This window comes from Chryseobacterium soli, assembly GCF_000737705.1.
GTDB lineage: Bacteria > Bacteroidota > Bacteroidia > Flavobacteriales > Weeksellaceae > Chryseobacterium > Chryseobacterium soli.
In genome coordinates this window covers 180,734-197,624 of record NZ_JPRH01000003.1, presented here as the reverse complement: position 1 = coordinate 197,624, position 16,891 = coordinate 180,734, and the positions used below count along the sequence as shown (strand labels likewise).

General features: G+C 37.0%; 18 protein-coding genes. 10 read left to right on the top strand and 8 right to left on the bottom strand.

All coding sequences use genetic code 11. From position 1 onward, the window contains the following. Positions 1-93: 93 nt before the first annotated feature. From IW15_RS08310 to IW15_RS08300, 3 genes are all read right to left on the bottom strand, one after another. Positions 94-540, bottom strand: coding sequence for a carboxymuconolactone decarboxylase family protein (locus IW15_RS08310; RefSeq protein ID WP_034710557.1), 447 nt, complete (start codon positions 538-540; stop codon positions 94-96). Next, the gene (locus IW15_RS08305) at positions 540-977 is read right to left on the bottom strand and encodes a DoxX family protein (protein WP_034710556.1); all 438 of its coding nucleotides are present in this window, start codon (positions 975-977) and stop codon (positions 540-542) included. Before IW15_RS08305 ends, IW15_RS08310 begins: the two co-directional genes overlap by 1 nt. Positions 978-1,040: 63 nt before the next feature. After that, a complete protein-coding gene (locus tag IW15_RS08300) occupies positions 1,041-1,613 on the bottom strand; it encodes a Crp/Fnr family transcriptional regulator (protein ID WP_034710555.1) in 573 nt (190 codons plus the stop codon). A gap of 65 nt (positions 1,614-1,678) precedes the next feature. Between IW15_RS08300 and IW15_RS08295 the strand changes: the two genes are divergently transcribed. The 4 genes from IW15_RS08295 (at position 1,679) to IW15_RS08275 (ending at position 5,482) form a co-directional block, all read left to right on the top strand. Then, a complete protein-coding gene (locus IW15_RS08295) occupies positions 1,679-2,044 on the top strand; it encodes a DUF1304 domain-containing protein (protein ID WP_034710554.1) in 366 nt (121 codons plus the stop codon). 502 nt (positions 2,045-2,546) lie between these two features. After that, complete coding sequence (locus tag IW15_RS08285) at positions 2,547-3,797, top strand: quaternary amine ABC transporter ATP-binding protein (protein ID WP_034710552.1); 1,251 nt, start codon at positions 2,547-2,549, stop codon at positions 3,795-3,797. Between the two features lies 1 nt (position 3,798). Further along, positions 3,799-4,626, top strand: coding sequence for an ABC transporter permease (locus IW15_RS08280; RefSeq protein ID WP_034710551.1), 828 nt, complete (start codon positions 3,799-3,801; stop codon positions 4,624-4,626). 1 nt (position 4,627) lies between these two features. Then, positions 4,628-5,482 (top strand): glycine betaine ABC transporter substrate-binding protein, encoded by an 855-nt coding sequence (locus IW15_RS08275; RefSeq protein ID WP_034710550.1) that lies wholly within the window; start codon positions 4,628-4,630, stop codon positions 5,480-5,482. 142 nt (positions 5,483-5,624) lie between these two features. On the opposite strand, the gene IW15_RS08270 is transcribed toward IW15_RS08275, so the two are convergent. Next, the gene (locus IW15_RS08270) at positions 5,625-6,014 is read right to left on the bottom strand and encodes a winged helix-turn-helix transcriptional regulator (protein WP_034710549.1); all 390 of its coding nucleotides are present in this window, start codon (positions 6,012-6,014) and stop codon (positions 5,625-5,627) included. A 91-nt stretch (positions 6,015-6,105) separates the two neighbouring features. Between IW15_RS08270 and IW15_RS08265 the strand changes: the two genes are divergently transcribed. Then, a complete protein-coding gene (locus IW15_RS08265) occupies positions 6,106-7,098 on the top strand; it encodes an NADP-dependent oxidoreductase (protein ID WP_034710548.1) in 993 nt (330 codons plus the stop codon). Beyond that, positions 7,091-7,594, top strand: a complete 504-nt coding sequence (locus tag IW15_RS08260; RefSeq protein ID WP_034710547.1) for a cupin domain-containing protein — start codon at positions 7,091-7,093, stop codon at positions 7,592-7,594. The genes IW15_RS08265 and IW15_RS08260 overlap by 8 nt, the downstream gene beginning before the upstream one ends. 46 nt (positions 7,595-7,640) lie before the next feature. Here IW15_RS08260 and IW15_RS08255 read toward each other — a convergent pair whose 3' ends face one another. Beyond that, positions 7,641-8,102 (bottom strand): thioredoxin fold domain-containing protein, encoded by a 462-nt coding sequence (locus tag IW15_RS08255; protein ID WP_034710546.1) that lies wholly within the window; start codon positions 8,100-8,102, stop codon positions 7,641-7,643. Further along, positions 8,099-10,168, bottom strand: coding sequence for a TonB-dependent receptor plug domain-containing protein (locus IW15_RS08250; protein ID WP_034710545.1), 2,070 nt, complete (start codon positions 10,166-10,168; stop codon positions 8,099-8,101). The genes IW15_RS08255 and IW15_RS08250 overlap by 4 nt, the downstream gene beginning before the upstream one ends. Before the next feature lie 119 nt (positions 10,169-10,287). Between IW15_RS08250 and IW15_RS08245 the strand changes: the two genes are divergently transcribed. Beyond that, positions 10,288-11,454, top strand: a complete 1,167-nt coding sequence (locus IW15_RS08245; RefSeq protein WP_034710543.1) for a homogentisate 1,2-dioxygenase — start codon at positions 10,288-10,290, stop codon at positions 11,452-11,454. Positions 11,455-11,582: 128 nt separating this feature from the next. On the opposite strand, the gene IW15_RS08240 is transcribed toward IW15_RS08245, so the two are convergent. Together IW15_RS08240 and IW15_RS08235 are read right to left on the bottom strand one after the other, a co-directional pair. Continuing rightward, a complete protein-coding gene (locus IW15_RS08240; protein ID WP_034710542.1) occupies positions 11,583-12,392 on the bottom strand; it encodes an SDR family oxidoreductase in 810 nt (269 codons plus the stop codon). A 73-nt stretch (positions 12,393-12,465) separates the two neighbouring features. After that, positions 12,466-12,999, bottom strand: coding sequence for a TetR/AcrR family transcriptional regulator (locus IW15_RS08235; protein ID WP_051881857.1), 534 nt, complete (start codon positions 12,997-12,999; stop codon positions 12,466-12,468). Between the two features lie 264 nt (positions 13,000-13,263). Here IW15_RS08235 and IW15_RS08230 point away from each other — a divergent pair, with 264 nt between their 5' ends. The 3 genes from IW15_RS08230 to hppD all read left to right on the top strand — a co-directional run bounded on the left by IW15_RS08230 (position 13,264) and on the right by hppD (position 16,836). Beyond that, positions 13,264-14,538 carry an acetyl-CoA hydrolase/transferase family protein gene (locus IW15_RS08230; RefSeq protein ID WP_034710539.1) on the top strand — a complete coding sequence of 425 codons (1,275 nt, stop codon included), beginning with the start codon at positions 13,264-13,266 and terminating at the stop codon, positions 14,536-14,538. 141 nt (positions 14,539-14,679) lie between these two features. Continuing rightward, positions 14,680-15,462 (top strand): hypothetical protein, encoded by a 783-nt coding sequence (locus tag IW15_RS08225; RefSeq protein WP_034710538.1) that lies wholly within the window; start codon positions 14,680-14,682, stop codon positions 15,460-15,462. A 243-nt stretch (positions 15,463-15,705) separates the two neighbouring features. Further along, positions 15,706-16,836, top strand: a complete 1,131-nt coding sequence (hppD, locus tag IW15_RS08220; RefSeq protein WP_034710537.1) for a 4-hydroxyphenylpyruvate dioxygenase — start codon at positions 15,706-15,708, stop codon at positions 16,834-16,836. The last annotated feature ends 55 nt before the right edge of the window (positions 16,837-16,891 follow it).

The following is a 16,891-nucleotide window of genomic DNA, read 5'->3' as shown; positions in this document are numbered from 1 at the left end:
TCAATTCAGATTATAACAATTTATATTTAACATTTTCTAAGTAAGGAAAAAGGGCCCTTCAATGTTGAAGAGCGCTTTTTATATTCCGTTGTATTAGTTTTTAGGTACCTGCAGATGAGTGCTTATCCCAATTCTGTTCCATGCATTGATGGCTATAACCGCCATGATAATCTGTGCAATCTGGCTTTCATCAAAGAATTGTGTTGCTTTTTGGTACGTTTCTTCCGTTAATCCTTTTTGGCTGATCAAAGTAATCTCCTCTGTCATCGCCAAAAGTACCTGTTCTTCTGCAGTATAGAAGTCTGCAGCCTCTCTCCATGCATTTAAAAGAAAAATACGCTGTGGAGTTTCCCCATATTTTACAGCATCCTTCGTGTGCATATCCAGACAGAATGCACAACCGTTGATCTGAGAAGCTCTGATCTTGATTAATTCTTTCTGGATAGGGTTTAAAGAAATCGTCTGAAGATATCCTTCTAATCCCAACATTGCTTTGTAAGCGGCAGCATCTGTGGTTGCCATATTAAATCTTGCGCTCATTATGATATATTATTTTTAATTAGTTGATCGATACTTATTGAATATTTTGACTGTACAGCCAGTAAAAATGCACCCGCACTTCCCATCCATACTGAATAATCAAGAGGAACTTTAATTCCTAAAGCAACCGTCATGGATAAGGCGAAAGTTAATAACAGAAAACCGGTACCATAGGCTGCTATTTTAGTTTTGTATCCTATTAAAAGCAATACAGGAAAAAGGATTTCTAAAAAAGTGGCACCATACGCTGAAATCCTGCTGAGACTTTCCGGTAAAAAGAAGGTAAGCTGCCGGGTATACTTCTCAAAATTCTCCCAGTTTCCCCAGGCTGAATTTTTCCCCCAGCACCCAAAACGGTCAGCAACTGCAGAAAGCATGGTTACCGCAATAGTAAGCCTTAAAAATAGCTGTGGAAACTGAACTTTTTGATCTGTCATGATATTGGTATTGAATTACATGACAAAATTGAGCATTATAAATGGTAAAAATCTTAAACTGGTTTAAGAACGTAATTTCGCCCTTATTTCACTCAGGTATTCCGGAGTAAACCCTAAAAAAGAAGCAATGAGATATTGTGGAATTCTCTGTATGAACCAAGGATATAATGTACTGAAATGCACATAATACTCTTCCTTTGTCATTTCATAAATATAACGGATTCTTTTCTCAGCAGCAGCATAGGCCGTTTGATAAACCATTCTGAAATAGCGCTCCATAATAGGATGCTTTTCCAGTAAAAGCTCGTGAGATTGAAAATCGATGGCTAAAATTCTGGAATTTTCCACAGACTGAATATTAAAGCTTGATTTTATCTGTTTTTCATATGCAAAAGTATCAGCAATCCACCAGTTTTCTATGGCAAATTCTGTAGTTTGCTCTACTCCTTTTTCATTGACAAAAAACTTTCTCAGGCATCCTTCTAAAACAAAATATTTACATGTACAGACATCACCTTCAAGCATCAGATTTTCTTTCTTTCTCACATGTACAACCTGAAAAAAAGAAAAGATAGAAGCATATTCTTCCTCACTTAAGGTAATAAATTTATCGAGATGCGCTTTGAAACTATTCATTTTGCAATTTAGTATTCAAACTTAACTTTATTTTTTTAGTTTTACAATCTCAAAAACAATAAATAATGGAAATCGTTGCAAAAATTTTAATCGCTTTAGTCGCAATAGAACACATCTACATTCTCTGGATGGAGATGTTTGCCTGGGAAACAAAAGGCAAAGAAGTTTTCAAAGCTGCACTACCTCCGGAAATGTTCAAACCTACCAAAGGATTAGCAGCTAATCAGGGACTTTACAATGGATTTCTTGCTGCCGGATTAGTATGGTCTTTCCTCATTGAAGATCCGAAATGGCAAACCAATGTGGCTTTATTTTTCTTAAGCTGTGTTGTAATTGCCGGAATTTATGGTGCTGTCTCTGCAACAAAAAAAATATTCTTTGTTCAGGCACTACCTGCTATTTTAGCAATTATTGCAGTGCTGTTAAAATAATTTTCTCGCTACTTAAAATTAATTACCTATCCCCTTATTCTTATATCTGATTATACTAAATATTGACCTGAATATTCAGTTCTATGATCCGGCTTAAGACCAGCTTCTTAAGCCCTAAAATTCCATTTAATATAAAATTCGTAAATTTGCACCATCATAAGAAATTGATGTACAGCTTTTTTAAAGCTGGTCTGCATTTTGATGCAATGTAGAAATTCAAGTTGTTCAGTACACATACTTTTAATTACTTCATCAGTAATTAAATTTTTTAAGTCTGTAAAAAGATTCATTTCTTTTTTGCATGATGCGCTCTTTTTCTAGAGTATAATCTATCAGAATATTTAAAAACATAACATCAGACATCAGTCTTTTGTATGTGTTTTTATTTTTTGTAATGGGGTTTTAATTATTAAAACTCTTATCGGCTATGTTGTACTGTGATCAACAGAACACCTTAGATTAAACGTATAATCAAGGCATTTATTAATTGAAAAATCTTACTATGGATATAATTGAAAACAGTAGAAAAGTAAAACTTAAAGTTGAAGATCTGACTATTATTTTCGGGAAGCACAAAGAAAAAGCACAGGAACTTCTGGACCAGGGCTTTTCCAAGAAAGAAATTCTCGAAAAAACGGGTTGTACAGTGGGAATCAACAAAGCTAATTTTGAAATCTATGAAGGAGAATTCTTTGTAATTATGGGATTATCCGGAAGTGGTAAATCTACGTTGCTGCGATGTCTTAACAGATTGAATGAGCCCACCTCAGGAAAAGTATACATCAATGATGATAATATCACCGTTAAAAATAACAAAGACCTGCTGGAAGTAAGAAGAACGGAGATGAGTATGGTTTTTCAAAAGTTTGGATTACTCCCTCATCATACCGTTTTAAGCAATGCCGCTTTCGGACTGGAAATCCGGGGAGAAGATAAAAAATCCCGGGAAGAAAAAGCACAAAAAGCCCTCGATATTGTTGGCTTAAATGGTTTTGAAAACCAGTTTCCGTCACAACTTTCCGGAGGAATGCAGCAAAGAGTCGGATTGGCAAGAGCATTAGCCAACGATCCTGAAGTCCTGCTTATGGATGAAGCCTTCTCTGCACTGGATCCCCTTATAAAATCTGAAATGCAGGATCAGATGCTTGAATTACAGGCTACCCTTCAAAAAACCATTGTCTTCATTACCCATGATCTGGATGAGGCCATTAAAATTGGTGACCGTATCGTGATCATGAAAGATGGGGTAATAGAACAGATGGGAACTGCTGAAGATATTTTAACCAATCCTGCAAGCGATTATGTGAAAGCTTTTGTGGAAAAAGTGGACCGTAAAACCATCATCACCGCCAAATCGCTGATGTTCGACAAACCTACCGTAGTGCGTTTTAGAAAAGACGGTCCGGAAGGTGCCCTACGAAAAATGAGAGCGACAGGTTTCGATACGTTACCTGTAGTAGACTTTCAAAATAAATTCCTGGGTTTTGTAACCCTTAATGAGGTAGTCCACATTGCAAAGAAAAAAGAGCCTACCGTAGAATCGGTTATCAACAGCAACGTTCCTTCAGTGTACAAAGATGCAACCGTAGAAGAAATGCTCCCGTTAATTTCAGGAAGTAAATCTTCTATCGCTGTTGTGGATGAAAACAATAAATTTTTAGGTCTCGTCACTCAGTTATCTCTGATTATAGAAGCTACCAAGTTTAACGAAGAAGAGATCATTGAATTAAAAGAAATCGCAAACAATCAATAAAATGAATAAAACTATAGATATAGGTCAATATGTAGAAACTGCAATCAATTGGCTGACAGAAAACGCAAAACCTTTATTTGATGTCATAAAAAATGTAGGAAACTCTTCTATTATGGGAATTGAATGGGCTTTAACCCATACTCCTTTTTATATTATCATTCTCCTTTTTACCTTACTTGCCTGGTGGAAAGCCGGAAAAGGGACTACCATCATGACGGTAACCGGGCTTACTTTAATATTTTTAATGGGACTATGGAGAGAAACCATGGAAACGCTGGCCCTTATTTTTGTGGCAACACTCACAGCCCTTGTTATTTCTGTTCCCTTGGGAATTTGGGCGGCTAAAAGTAAATTGGCTGCTAAAATTATCCGACCGTTACTGGATTTAATGCAGACAATGCCTGCCTTTGTTTACCTTATTCCTGCTGTATTATTTTTCAGCATTGGTAAAGTCCCGGGTGCTTTTGCAACGATTATTTTTGCAATGCCGCCGGCAGTTCGACTAACAACCTTAGGAATTGAGGCTGTTCCGAAAGATATTGTAGAAGCAGCACGTGCCTTTGGAGCCACCAACCGTCAGATTTTATTCAAAGTAGAACTTCCTTTAGCCATGAAAACTATTCTAGCAGGTATTAATCAAACCATATTGTTATCATTATCCATGGTCGTAATTGCCGGAATGATTGCCGCTGGTGGATTGGGTGAAAAAGTACTGGAAGGAATTAATAATCTGGATATCGGACTTGGGTTCGAAAGTGGTTTATCTGTAGTGATTTTAGCAATTGTCCTCGACAGGATTACTCAGGGATTTGTAAAGAAAAAACAGTAAAATGAAACAAATAAAATACCTATTATTTCCCATGGTAATCGTCATGTTCGCGCTGTTAAATTCATGTGGAAATATCAAAAATTCTAAATATATAACCATCGGAATGGTGGATGGCTGGGCCGAAGATGTTGCCATGACCCATGTTGCCAAAGCAATTCTGGATGAACAAGGCTATCATGTAATTATTCAGAAAGCTTCAACAGATATGATTCTGGCTTCTATGAATAACGAAGATACTGACCTTTTTATGGGAGTATGGCTTCCGTATACCCATGCTAAAAAAGTGTCCAAATTTCCGGAATTAATTCATATCGGAACCAATTATGAAAGTGGCCGTATCGGTCTGGTAGTTCCGGACTATCTACCCATTACATCAATAGATGAACTAAACCAGCATCAGGAACAATTCAGTCACAGAATCATTGGAATTGAAAAAGGAGCAGGACTGACATCCGCTACAGATAAAGCGATTATTGATTATAAGCTTAATTATCAGCAGATCAACTCCTCTACTATCGCCATGATTACTGAACTGCAAAATGCTATGCAGCGTAAACAATGGATTGTGGTCGCTGGATGGCAGCCCCACTGGATGTTTGGTAAAATGAAACTGAGGTTTCTGGAAGACCCAAAAAAAGTATTTGGGGAAGCAGAACAAATTAAAACGTACAGCAGAAAAAGTTTCGGTAAAGATCATCCCGAGCTGGTCGCTTTTTTTTCCAACATGCATTTTGATGATCAAACAATGACCGATCTTGTAACGAAAATGGAAGACAGTAAAAACAAAGAAGCCACTGCAAAGAAATGGGTGAAAGACCATTCCCTTTTAGTGAGATCATGGTTGGATAAAAATTAATTTTAATAATTTTCTCGCAGATTGAGTAAATTCAGTAGATTTTTTTAAAAGTACGATCTGCAAAATCAGCATAATCTGCGAGAGATCTTATATATACAAAAAACCTCAGTCCTTAACAGTCTGAGGTTTTTTATTGAGCAATCTATAGTTCAGATGAACTCATCGATTCTTTAATCTTTTCACGGTGAAGCAGTCCCCATTTCACCAGGGTTTCCGTCACTGGAAAAACAGATTTACCGTATTCCGTGACGGCATAGGTTACAGTAATCGGTTTTGTATCCTGAATGGTTCGGGTAATCAGCAGGTTTATTTCCAGTTCCTTTAATTCTTTACTGAGCATTTTTGCCGAAATCGAATCGATTCCCCGCTGGAGTTTTTTAAAATGAATATGCTGGTCGGTACGGTTCGTCAGATAACGCAAAATCATCAGTTTCCATTTCCCGCCTAACACATCCAGGCTGTCACGCATAGCAAACAATTCTTCGGTACACGTTGCTTCTCTTTCCTGTCCGTTTTCTATAATTTTTGTCATAATAGTTTCATTAAAGTAACCAGTTACCAAGAGTTAACTAGTAGCAAATATAAACCATTCAGTTTTTACATTTGTACTTCAAACTACCATTATGAAAGCAGTTATTCTCAATACAAATTTTCAACTGGAAAACGGTTTTGTTGAAAAACCTCATCCCAACAGCAATGAAGTTCTCATTCAGATAAAAGCCAGTGGTTTTAATCCCATCGACTATCAGATGCTTGAAAATGAACTCGAACGTAAACTCATGAGCTCACCTATTCTAGGTCGCGAATTATCCGGAATCATTGTGGAAATCGGTGATAAAGTCACTCATTTTACCGTTGGTGATGAAGTGTACTGCGGTTCCGGTTCCATGGGAAGCAACGGTTCTTATGCCGAATACATTACCGTTCCCGAATCTATCGTTGCCTTCAAACCCAGCAATATTTCCTTTGAACAGGCCGCAGCTATTCCATCCGTAGGGATGACAGCCCTTCAGATTTTTAACCGATTGTCATTAAATGAACACACAAATCTTTTAATTACCGGAGCCACCGGAGGCGTGGGATCTTTTTTAATTAAACTTCTGTTGGCAAATCATTACAACAAGATAACGGCAACCGTCGGGACTGAAGAAAACAGAAATATTCTATTAAAAATGGGACTCCCAAACCATCAGATCGTCAATTATAAAGAGGACAATCTGGTCGAAAACCTTCTAAAAGCAAATAACAACCTGCTCTTTGATATTGGAGTTGACCTGGTAGGAAATTATATGTCTGAAATTACGGCAGAAGTATTGAAAATGAACGGTTCCTACTTCGATGTCACCGCTCTAACCAATCCCGAATCCCGTGAAATGCTGTTCAATAAAGGAAATGTAATTGTCAACATTTCCAATTATACCCACAGTCTATCCAAAAATTACGTGTATTATAAAAACAGTCTGAACGAGATTTCAAGGCTCATTGAAAATAACATCATTGTTCCTCCAAAATACAAAACAGTGGGAAATCTCTCATTGGAAACTGTTCTTAAAGCACAATCTATGCTTAAAAATAATCAGACTCAAGGAAACAAATTAATTATGACTCATGAATAAAATACCAAGACGTATCATCACAGGAATTCAAAACGGAAAATCAACTATTATTGAAGATCAGCAGGTAGAAAATGCGGTGGAACACTTAAAAGGGCTGATCATTTCCGACATCTGGAATACTCAGCAAATGCCCGCCAGCTTAGATTGGGAACAACGAATTCCCAATACCGGATTTCCGCAGACTCCAAAGAATGGAACTTATTTCCGGTATGTTTCTATCCCGCCTGATAAAGATCTGGGCGTTGAATTCAAAGCGGGCGAACCTCATCCGATGATGCACCAGACGCCAACATTAGATTATATTATCATTCTTTCAGGAGAATTGTATTTAATTATGGAAGAAGGAGAAACCCTGTTAAAGCCAGGAGATATCGTTATTCAAAGAGGAACCAATCATGTGTGGAGCAACCGGTCTGATGAGCCTTGTATTCAGCTGGCTGTTTTAATAGATGCAGCTGAGGCTGAAAATTCAAAGATTGAAACATTGAAAGATTAAAAGATTAAAAGATTTAACCATAAAATAAATCTGCTCTATCTAATAGCTATTGATTTGAAGCAGAAATTTCCAACAGTTTCTGTTTCATTTTTTCAGGTTTAAAAATACCTTCATGGTAATACAATAGCTGTTGATCCTTATCCAGAAAAATCCACAGCGGATAAACGGGTTGGTTTTTATGCTGAGATAATGTTAAAGCCAGTTCATGAATCCCGGAATTTCCATTAGCCAGATAATGAAAATCTTTACCCTGAAAATGGATCGTATTTTTAGTCTTTTCTGCTTCAAATTGAATGACATAAAAATTTCCGTTAATCATTTTGATCAGTTCTTTATCTTTCTCTATCGCATGTTTTTCAATCTTACAGATCCCACACCAATCTGTATACACATGGATGATGACAGGTTTTTTATTTTGTATCGTTTCAAGCTCAGAAAAAGAGCCTGTCTTCATCTGTGACAGACAAAGACAAGGCACCCACATTAAAAATAAAATTAAGATTCTCATTTCAGAGTATATTTTACACCCAAAAACCCTCGGATTCTTTGCATCGGTGCATAACCGTATGTCGTATCGAAAGTATAATGATTGGGATTGTTTACAGGATCATCAACGTTTTTATCGAATGGATCAAAAGGCCTCATCAACGGATCTTTAGGCGTGAAGTTGAACAGGTTTTTAATCCCACAGTACACTTCAAACCCAGACTTGAAACTTTTAGAAACCTGAATATTGGCCAGGGAATACCAGGGAGAATATTCCGGACGGAAATCATTAGGCAATACGGGCAGTCTCATCGGACCATAGAACTGGCCTGTAAAATCCACGGTTAATGCATTCGGGAATTTATACGTCATACTGTAAGTTCCACTCCATTTAGGGGCATGCAGCTGGCGGATTTTTTCATTTTCACCCTCTAATTTCTGATATACATCAAGGTAGGTGACTCCCATATTGACACTTAAAGGAAACCCGAAACTGAAATCAATATTCATAGAAGCTCCCCTTGAAATTCCATATCCATGCAGGTTATCGTAAATGATCTTATCAGGATCCGTATCAAAATCGCCTACAATTTTGTTGCTGAAATAAGTATAGAACGCTGAAGCATCCAGATTCACAATCTGCTCACCCACAGGAATTTTCCAGATGTAATTCAGATTTCCATTGACCGATCTTTCAGGCTTTAAATTAGATTGAATGACTACTTCACGGGAACCCGTTAAGGCAGCATGGTCTTCCGTAAATAAATTCACTACCCGGAAACCTGTTCCGAAATTAAAACGCAACGTGTGATACGGATTCGGAGAAAATTTCCATGCCAGCCTCGGTGAATGAACGGAGTGATGGATCTTATCGTAATCAAATCTGTATCCCAGCAACAAAGTGTTTTTATCATTAATTTCCCACTGATCCTGGATAAAGGCGCCCCAGATCGGAGATTTCATCGGTTCATTGGTAATTCCGTCTGCAGCCATTGTTCCCGGCGTATTGTCATCATAAAATGTTCTTTTGAAGGTAATTCCCGCTATCAGATCGTGCTTTCCAAACTTTTTGTTCCAGTATGTCTGTGTAAAAGCCACTTTTTGGGTCGCATCAAACGGATTTGCACCATAAAATGAATTCTGATCGTGGAAATTATAGGAAAACTGAGTTACAATCTGTTCTTTCAAAGGCCATTGATAGACTCCGAATGCCTCTGCCCTGTTCGTATAGATGCTTTCACCATATACCTCATTGCTTCCACGGTAGCTTTTATTCCACTGCATTTCACCACCAAAACGGTCTTCATATAAATACCTCAGTGCAAAACTTGCCAGTCGGTTTTCTTTCCTTTGAAAATTCCATTTATTGAAAACAGAGATTCTTTTCTGCAGGGCAGCATCGGTAAAATTATCTTTATTCTGATCTATTTTTTCACTGAAATTAAAATAGTTTACACTTAGCAGAGAAGCTGCATTGTTGCCAGCCTTAAACTTGGTTGATACATCAAGGTTGTTTTCACCCCAGGAAGTGGTCATCAAATCTACACTGAATCTGGGAGCTGTGAGCGCATTTTTCGTAATAATATTAATCACTCCTCCCATTGCTTCAGAACCGTACAGTGAAGATGCCGGTCCTTTTACTACTTCAATTCTGTCTACCAGACTATTAGGGATTCCACTTAATCCGTATACGGTGGAAAGTGAGCTTACAATCGGCATTCCATCAATTAAGATCATCGTATAAGGCCCTTCCAAGCCGTTGATGTGGATATCTCCGGTATTGCAGACCGAACAGTTCAGCTGAGGTTTTACTCCGTTCACCATCGCAATGGCTTCAAAGATATTCGGCGTCGGATTTTTTTGGAAAAACTTTTGGCTGTAAATTTCTACAGCCACCGGGCTTTTGGATCTGCTGACCGGTTTTATTGTTCCTGTTATGACAATATCATCAATATCATTGGTGGTTACCTTTTTCTGTACAAAAGCTGCAGAATCATTTTTTTTGATGGTCTCTGTTTGTAAACTGTCTGCTTCCTGTGAGAAACACCTGCAGGATATAAAAATAAAAAATAGAGATATTTGTTTCATGAAATAATAATTGTTAGACAAAACTAACAATTATTTTCGAATTACAAAACTCCATAATAAATGTCCTTGAAAATTATTCGTCAAAAATTATTAAATTTGAGAAACATATAAAGGTAATCATGCGATATAATCAATCCGGGAATATCCCACCAAAAAGACATACGATTTTTAAATCTCCCGAAGATAAGTTCTACTATGAGCAGCTTTTCGGCACAGAAGGCTTTCATGGTATTTCTTCTTTACTCTATCATATTCACCGTCCAACACAGATAAAATCCATTGGAGAACCTAAAGATGTTACTCCGAAAATTGCTGTTGAGAAAAATGTTACTCCAAGAATGTTTAAAGGGATGAATGTAACACCGGAGGACGACTTTCTGGACAGCAGAAAAATCCTTCTGATGAATAGCGACCTGAAAATGGGATTGGCTAAACCAAGGCATTCTATGGATTATTTCTACAAAAATGCTGAATGCGATGAGCTTTTATTTGTTCATGAAGGAAGCGGAGTACTAAAAACATTTGTCGGAAACCTGGAATTTTCTACCGGAGATTATCTTATTATTCCAAGAGGTACAATTTATCAGGTTGAGCTAAAATCTGAAGGCACCGTATTTTTTGTATTGGAAAGCCACTCTCCTATCTACACTCCGAAAAGATACAGAAACGAATTCGGGCAGCTGCTTGAACATTCGCCATTCTGCGAGAGGGATATCGTTGCACCAACCTTTTTTGAACCGAAAGATGAAAAAGGAGAATTCTTAATTAAAGTAAAAAAAGAAAATCAGATCACCGATTTCATCTATGCAACGCATCCATTCGATGTCGTGGGATGGGACGGATATTTTTATCCTTATAAATTCAATATCAAAAACTTTGAACCGATTACCGGAAGAATTCACCAACCGCCTCCAGTTCATCAGAATTTTGAAGGACATAACTTTGTGGTGTGCTCATTCTGTGCAAGGATGTATGATTACCATCCGCTGGCTATTCCGGCTCCTTACAACCACTCCAATATCGACTCTGATGAAGTGCTGTTCTATACGGAAGGAGATTTCATGAGCCGTAATCACGTCGACCTGATGGACTTCAGCCTGCACCCGGGCGGTATCGTTCACGGACCTCATCCGGGAGCTATGGAAAGAAGTATCGGTAAAAAATTCACAGAAGAATACGCCGTAATGGTTGACCCTTTCCGCCCTCTGAAAATTACAGAAGAAGCGATGAAAGTGGAAGATCCTACCTACAAAACATCTTGGTTAGAGAGTGATGACCATTTTTGAGATCAACCACAAAAATAACAAGATGCTTTTGAAAGATTTAAAATCACTTAACTGATCATAAAAAACGGAATATTTCAAAATATTCCGTTTTTATTTTGAAGGATGTTTAATTCCTTATTTTAAGGAAATTAAAGTTCCAAAAATATTTTCTTCACTTCATTTCTAAATTCATCCTGACTCACCGATTTTCTCAAATTAAAATAGGCTTGAGCATCGGTTCCTGCGATATATTTCAGTTGGTCTTTCTCGTCAGTAACGGCCTCATATACAACAGCAGCAACCTGCTCAGGGGTTGAATAATTTTCTCGTCTTGCCGGATCTTGAAAAACACCTGCAATTTTTTCAAAAGTTTCGGCATATGCTTCATGTTGAGAAATATCCAAACTTCTGCCTGCAAAATCAGTTGTAATACCTCCGGGAGCTACAGTTTTAACTTTAATTCCAAAAGGTTCCAGTTCATAAGAAAGGCTTTCACTCCAACCCTCTACACCAAATTTTGCAGCATGATATACTGAGTTCATGGGCATTGTAACCGTTCCACCGATAGAAGTTGTGGTGATGAAAAGCCCTCTTCCTTTCGCACGAAAATGAGGAATAAAAGCTTTTGTAACACGCATCACGCCCAAAAGATTGGTATTGATATTTCTTACAATCTGCTCGTCGGTTGCCCCTTCAAAAGGACCGGCTAAACCGTAGCCTGCATTATTGAAAACCACATCTATGTCATAATTTGACGTTACTTCTGCTGCAACTTGCTCTATTTGAGCTAAATCTGTTACATCTAAAGCCATCAATTTTACATTGGGAAGTTTTTCTAATTCTTTTTCATTTTCAGGCTTACGCATGGTCGCAATAACCTGCCACCCTTTTTCAGCAAATAATTGTACTGCCGCCTTTCCTAATCCGGTTGAAGTTCCGGTAATAAAAATTGTTTTCATCTTTTTTAAAATATAATTGTTTTTATTATTTACATTCTGGAATGAATGTTCATTCCAGAATAATTTGAAAAATTTAGTCTTTTACAGCGTCCCAAACCATTTTCAACTGTTGTTCTAATTGATTTTCAGCATCTATATTGTTATTTCCCAATCTCCATCTTACAAAAGTAGTAATAGTGCCTCCCAAAAAATTAAGCATTGATTCTATTTCATACTTTTTAATGATGCCATCTTGTTGTCCTTTAATGATAAGTTCATATACCGGAAGTAATGCATTTTTTCCGATAATTTTTGTTTCTTCCTTTATTACTGGTGAATTTTGCATTTGGTCGATGAAAGTAAAACTCTCTGGAAATTTTAGATAGAATGTAACAAAAGAAGTATAATATCCTAAAAATTTAGACTTTACAGAAGCATCCGCAGGAATATTTTTTAGAGTTTGATTAATTTCGGATGTTTTTATATGCAGATAAATCGCATTGATTAAATCTTCTTTCGTAGCAAAATAATTATAAATGGTGCCCATTCCTGTACCTGCAGCCTTAGCAATAGCCGACATTGGTGTTGCCTGTATGCCACGTTCAACCAATAGTTTCATTGCCGCCATTATAATTTGCTCTCTCTTATCCACTGTACAAAAATAGAATATTGGAACGAATATTCCAAACAAATTTAACCTTTTAAAAATATGTTTACATATTAAAATGTTCGTTGAATTGGCAAATAATAAATCTGTGATACAAATGACTCCCGCTAATGCTATCTATTTAAATTAATTGAAACATGATAAATGTTTCTCAAAATTTAGACTCTATTAAAGTCAATATAAGCTATCTTTAAGTCACAGAAAATAGTAATTATAAAATTCAATATGTACAATTATATTAGCGCAGAAGAAGCCATTTATACAGTAAAAAGTGGAAATCGTATCTTTTTCCACGGAAGTGCATGTACTCCAAACTATTTGATTGATGAGTTGGCAAGACAATCCCACAGACTGCAAAATGTAGAAATGGTTTCCATTACTCAGCAAGGGAATATAGAAATTGCAAAACCAGAATATAAAGATAGTTTTTTTGTTAACTCGTTATTTGTTTCCACACCGGTAAGAAATGCAGTTAATTCCGAAAATGGAGATTATGTTCCTATTTTTTTAAGTGAAATTCCTATTTTATTCAGAAAAAATATTTTACCATTGGATGTTGCTTTAGTTACCGTTTCTCCTCCGGATAAACATGGATTTTGTACCCTGGGAACTTCTGTAGATGTTGCCAGAGCAGCAGTAGATACTGCAAAAATTGTTGTAGCCATTGTCAATCCTTTAATGCCCAGAACTCATGGAGACGGAATGATCCATATCAGTAAGATCCATAAGCTGGTATGGCATGAAGAGGAACTTCAGACCGTAGATTACGGGGCTAAAGTAGGCCCTGAAGAAATGCTGGTAGGGAAAAACGTAGCAGAGCTTATTGAAGACCGGTCAACCTTACAGATGGGAATCGGAACGATTCCTGATGCTGTTTTAAAATGTCTTACCAATCACAAAGATCTGGGCGTCCACACAGAAATGCTGAGTGACGGAGTGATTGATCTGATACAAAATGACGTTATCAACAATAAATATAAAGGCTACAATGATAACAAAACCATCACCAGCTTCTGCTTCGGGACAAAAAAACTGTATGATTACGTGGATGACAATACTGTTTTTGCCTTCAAAGATGTAAGTGATGTCAACTTCCCGATCAATATCATGAAGAATAAAAAAATGGTGGCGATTAATTCTGCGATTGAAATTGACCTTACAGGGCAGGTTTGTGCAGATTCCATCGGGACTATGCAGTACAGTGGCATCGGAGGACAGATGGATTTTATGAGAGGCGCCGCCCTAAGTGAAGACGGAAAACCCATCATTGCCATTACCTCCAGAACTAAAAAAGGAATATCCAGAATTGTTCCTTTTCTTAAACAGGGCGCAGGCGTGGTAACCACCAGAGGACATATTCATTATGTGGTTACAGAATACGGAACTGCTTACCTGTATGGCAAAAACCTTCGTCAGCGGGCACAGGAACTGATCAGCATCGCGCATCCGGATGACAGAGAAATGCTGGAAAAAGCCGCTTTTGAAAGGTTCAGGCATTAGACTATGATCATGAAGTTTTTTAGCGAATATGTTTTCTTTTTGATGAAATAAAACGTATTTTTAACTTAGCAGAAAGGAATCATGAAAAAGTCTTAAATTTTTGGCAGTATTTTTGATCAAACCCTTTCTAAAACATGGAAATTGAAGACGATATATAATTCGATACGAGAGGAGGTTACAAAGCATTCAAAGGTAAGAAATTCGGTTTTGGGAAATGTAAAAGAATGGAAAAGGAGCCATTATATTATTCTTTCCGAAATCATCAAAGAAGAATTATCCGAGTCTGAAGAGCTCAAGGGGAAGAAAAAATTTGAAATAGGCAATACCATATCTCACGTTACCCTGCAGCGTTTTTTTGAAAATGATTATCAGGACAAAACTCATAATGATCTACGTTTTTTAAAAACGCTGGATAAAATATGCATTTTTTTGGGCTATAGAGATCTCAATTCCTATATACAGTCTGTAAAAGAACTACGGAAGGAGAACCATCAGGAAAGCGACCAGGAATTTCTTACGCAGATTGTGTATAATTATTGTGCTACAGTTTTTGAGTTTTATAAAGAATTTCCCAACCATAAAACTTTACTTTTCAAAGACCTGGTATTTGATGACTCTCCCTTTTTAGAAAGAGCCTCACAGTTCAGCAAAGAATTATGTGACAGGGATTTTCAACTGGTAACAAAAAACAACCGATCAAATTATGAAGTTTTTGACATCCATCTGGTAACGGATGAACCCGATAAAAAAGTATTGGAATCTCAGGAATTCTGGAATCTGCTGTTTAAAGTAGGTGAAACAGGTGAAGAGCATTTTGTCAATCAGCTGAACACTCAAATATATTTTATCCGGAAAATTGATAACGTCTGGAAAATATGGGATAATTACAACCCTGATGCCGGAAGGTTAAATAAGAAAAATTAATCGATATATAAAATTGAAAGCCGTAGAAATCTACGGCTTTCAAAATTTCGAAATGTTTCCCCACTTGTCTTTTGTTATACAAATGTATATAACCACTTCGTGAAATAAAGAACTTAAATATACTTAAATGAACTCTTCTTTAATTTTATGTTAAGTATATTCAACGAATGGCTAGTAATATTTTCGTCATCTCTAAGATTTTTGTAATTTGCATACCATTAAAATAAAAGTAAAGAGAAAAATATGTCAACACTTACATTTGCCGAAAAAATTGCTCAAGCAGAGAATTTTTTGCCAATTAATGGTACAGATTACATTGAGTTTTATGTAGGAAATGCTAAACAGTCTGCTCATTTTTATAAAACCGCTTTCGGTTTTCAGTCTGTAGCATACGCCGGTCCTGAAACAGGAGTAAGAGACCGTGCATCTTATGTTCTTCAACAAGGAAAAATAAGATTGATCTTAACAACTGGTCTTACTTCCGAATCTCCAATCAGTGAACACGTAAAAAAACACGGTGATGGAGTAAAAGTTTTGGCACTTTGGGTAGATGATGCTTACCAGGCTTTCGAGGAAACAACAAAGAGAGGTGGAAAACCTTATTTGGAGCCTGTAACCTTAACTGATGAGCATGGTGAAGTAAAAATGTCCGGAATCTACACTTACGGAGAAACAGTTCACATGTTTATTGAAAGAAAAAATTACACAGGTCCTTTTATGCCTGGGTATCAGAAATCGGAAAGCACCTATCAGCCTGAAGAAACAGGTTTACTGTATGTAGACCACTGTGTAGGAAATGTAGGTTGGGACAGAATGATCCCTACTGTAGAATGGTATGAAAAAGTAATGGGGTTTGTAAACATCCTTTCTTTTGACGATAAACAGATCAACACAGAATATTCTGCTTTGATGTCTAAAGTAATGTCAAACGGAAACGGTTTTGCAAAATTTCCTATCAATGAGCCTGCAGAAGGTAAAAAGAAATCTCAGGTAGAAGAGTACCTTGATTTTTATGAAGGAGAAGGCGTACAGCACATCGCTGTGGCCACAAAAGATATTATCCATACGGTAACGGAATTAAAAAAACGTGGGGTAGAATTCCTTTCAGCGCCACCTGAAGCCTATTACAATATGGTTCCTGAAAGAGTTGGCCACATCGATGAAGACCTTAAGAAACTACAGGATCTTGGCATCTTAATTGATCATGATGAAGAAGGCTACCTTTTACAAATCTTTACGAAGCCTGTAGAAGACCGTCCTACCCTTTTCTTTGAAATCATTGAAAGACATGGTGCACAAAGCTTCGGAGCAGGAAACTTCAAAGCATTATTTGAAGCATTAGAGAGAGAGCAGGAGAAAAGAGGTAATCTCTAATTTACAATATAACTATTGGGTTTTGTCAGGATAATAAGTTCTGACAAAACTTTTT

What these genes read in the sequence shown, in the direction of transcription:
- IW15_RS08310 (WP_034710557.1), bottom strand. Translation starts at nt 540, where the DNA reads ATGAGCGCAAGATTTAATATGGCAACCACAGATGCTGCCGCTTACAAA.
- IW15_RS08305 (WP_034710556.1), bottom strand. Translation starts at nt 977, where the DNA reads ATGACAGATCAAAAAGTTCAGTTTCCACAGCTATTTTTAAGGCTTACT.
- IW15_RS08300 (WP_034710555.1), bottom strand. Translation starts at nt 1,613, where the DNA reads ATGAATAGTTTCAAAGCGCATCTCGATAAATTTATTACCTTAAGTGAG.
- IW15_RS08295 (WP_034710554.1), top strand. Translation starts at nt 1,679, where the DNA reads ATGGAAATCGTTGCAAAAATTTTAATCGCTTTAGTCGCAATAGAACAC.
- IW15_RS08285 (WP_034710552.1), top strand. Translation starts at nt 2,547, where the DNA reads ATGGATATAATTGAAAACAGTAGAAAAGTAAAACTTAAAGTTGAAGAT.
- IW15_RS08280 (WP_034710551.1), top strand. Translation starts at nt 3,799, where the DNA reads ATGAATAAAACTATAGATATAGGTCAATATGTAGAAACTGCAATCAAT.
- IW15_RS08275 (WP_034710550.1), top strand. Translation starts at nt 4,628, where the DNA reads ATGAAACAAATAAAATACCTATTATTTCCCATGGTAATCGTCATGTTC.
- IW15_RS08270 (WP_034710549.1), bottom strand. Translation starts at nt 6,014, where the DNA reads ATGACAAAAATTATAGAAAACGGACAGGAAAGAGAAGCAACGTGTACC.
- IW15_RS08265 (WP_034710548.1), top strand. Translation starts at nt 6,106, where the DNA reads ATGAAAGCAGTTATTCTCAATACAAATTTTCAACTGGAAAACGGTTTT.
- IW15_RS08260 (WP_034710547.1), top strand. Translation starts at nt 7,091, where the DNA reads ATGAATAAAATACCAAGACGTATCATCACAGGAATTCAAAACGGAAAA.
- IW15_RS08255 (WP_034710546.1), bottom strand. Translation starts at nt 8,102, where the DNA reads ATGAGAATCTTAATTTTATTTTTAATGTGGGTGCCTTGTCTTTGTCTG.
- IW15_RS08250 (WP_034710545.1), bottom strand. Translation starts at nt 10,168, where the DNA reads ATGAAACAAATATCTCTATTTTTTATTTTTATATCCTGCAGGTGTTTC.
- IW15_RS08245 (WP_034710543.1), top strand. Translation starts at nt 10,288, where the DNA reads ATGCGATATAATCAATCCGGGAATATCCCACCAAAAAGACATACGATT.
- IW15_RS08240 (WP_034710542.1), bottom strand. Translation starts at nt 12,392, where the DNA reads ATGAAAACAATTTTTATTACCGGAACTTCAACCGGATTAGGAAAGGCG.
- IW15_RS08235 (WP_051881857.1), bottom strand. Translation starts at nt 12,999, where the DNA reads ATGGCGGCAATGAAACTATTGGTTGAACGTGGCATACAGGCAACACCA.
- IW15_RS08230 (WP_034710539.1), top strand. Translation starts at nt 13,264, where the DNA reads ATGTACAATTATATTAGCGCAGAAGAAGCCATTTATACAGTAAAAAGT.
- hppD (WP_034710537.1), top strand. Translation starts at nt 15,706, where the DNA reads ATGTCAACACTTACATTTGCCGAAAAAATTGCTCAAGCAGAGAATTTT.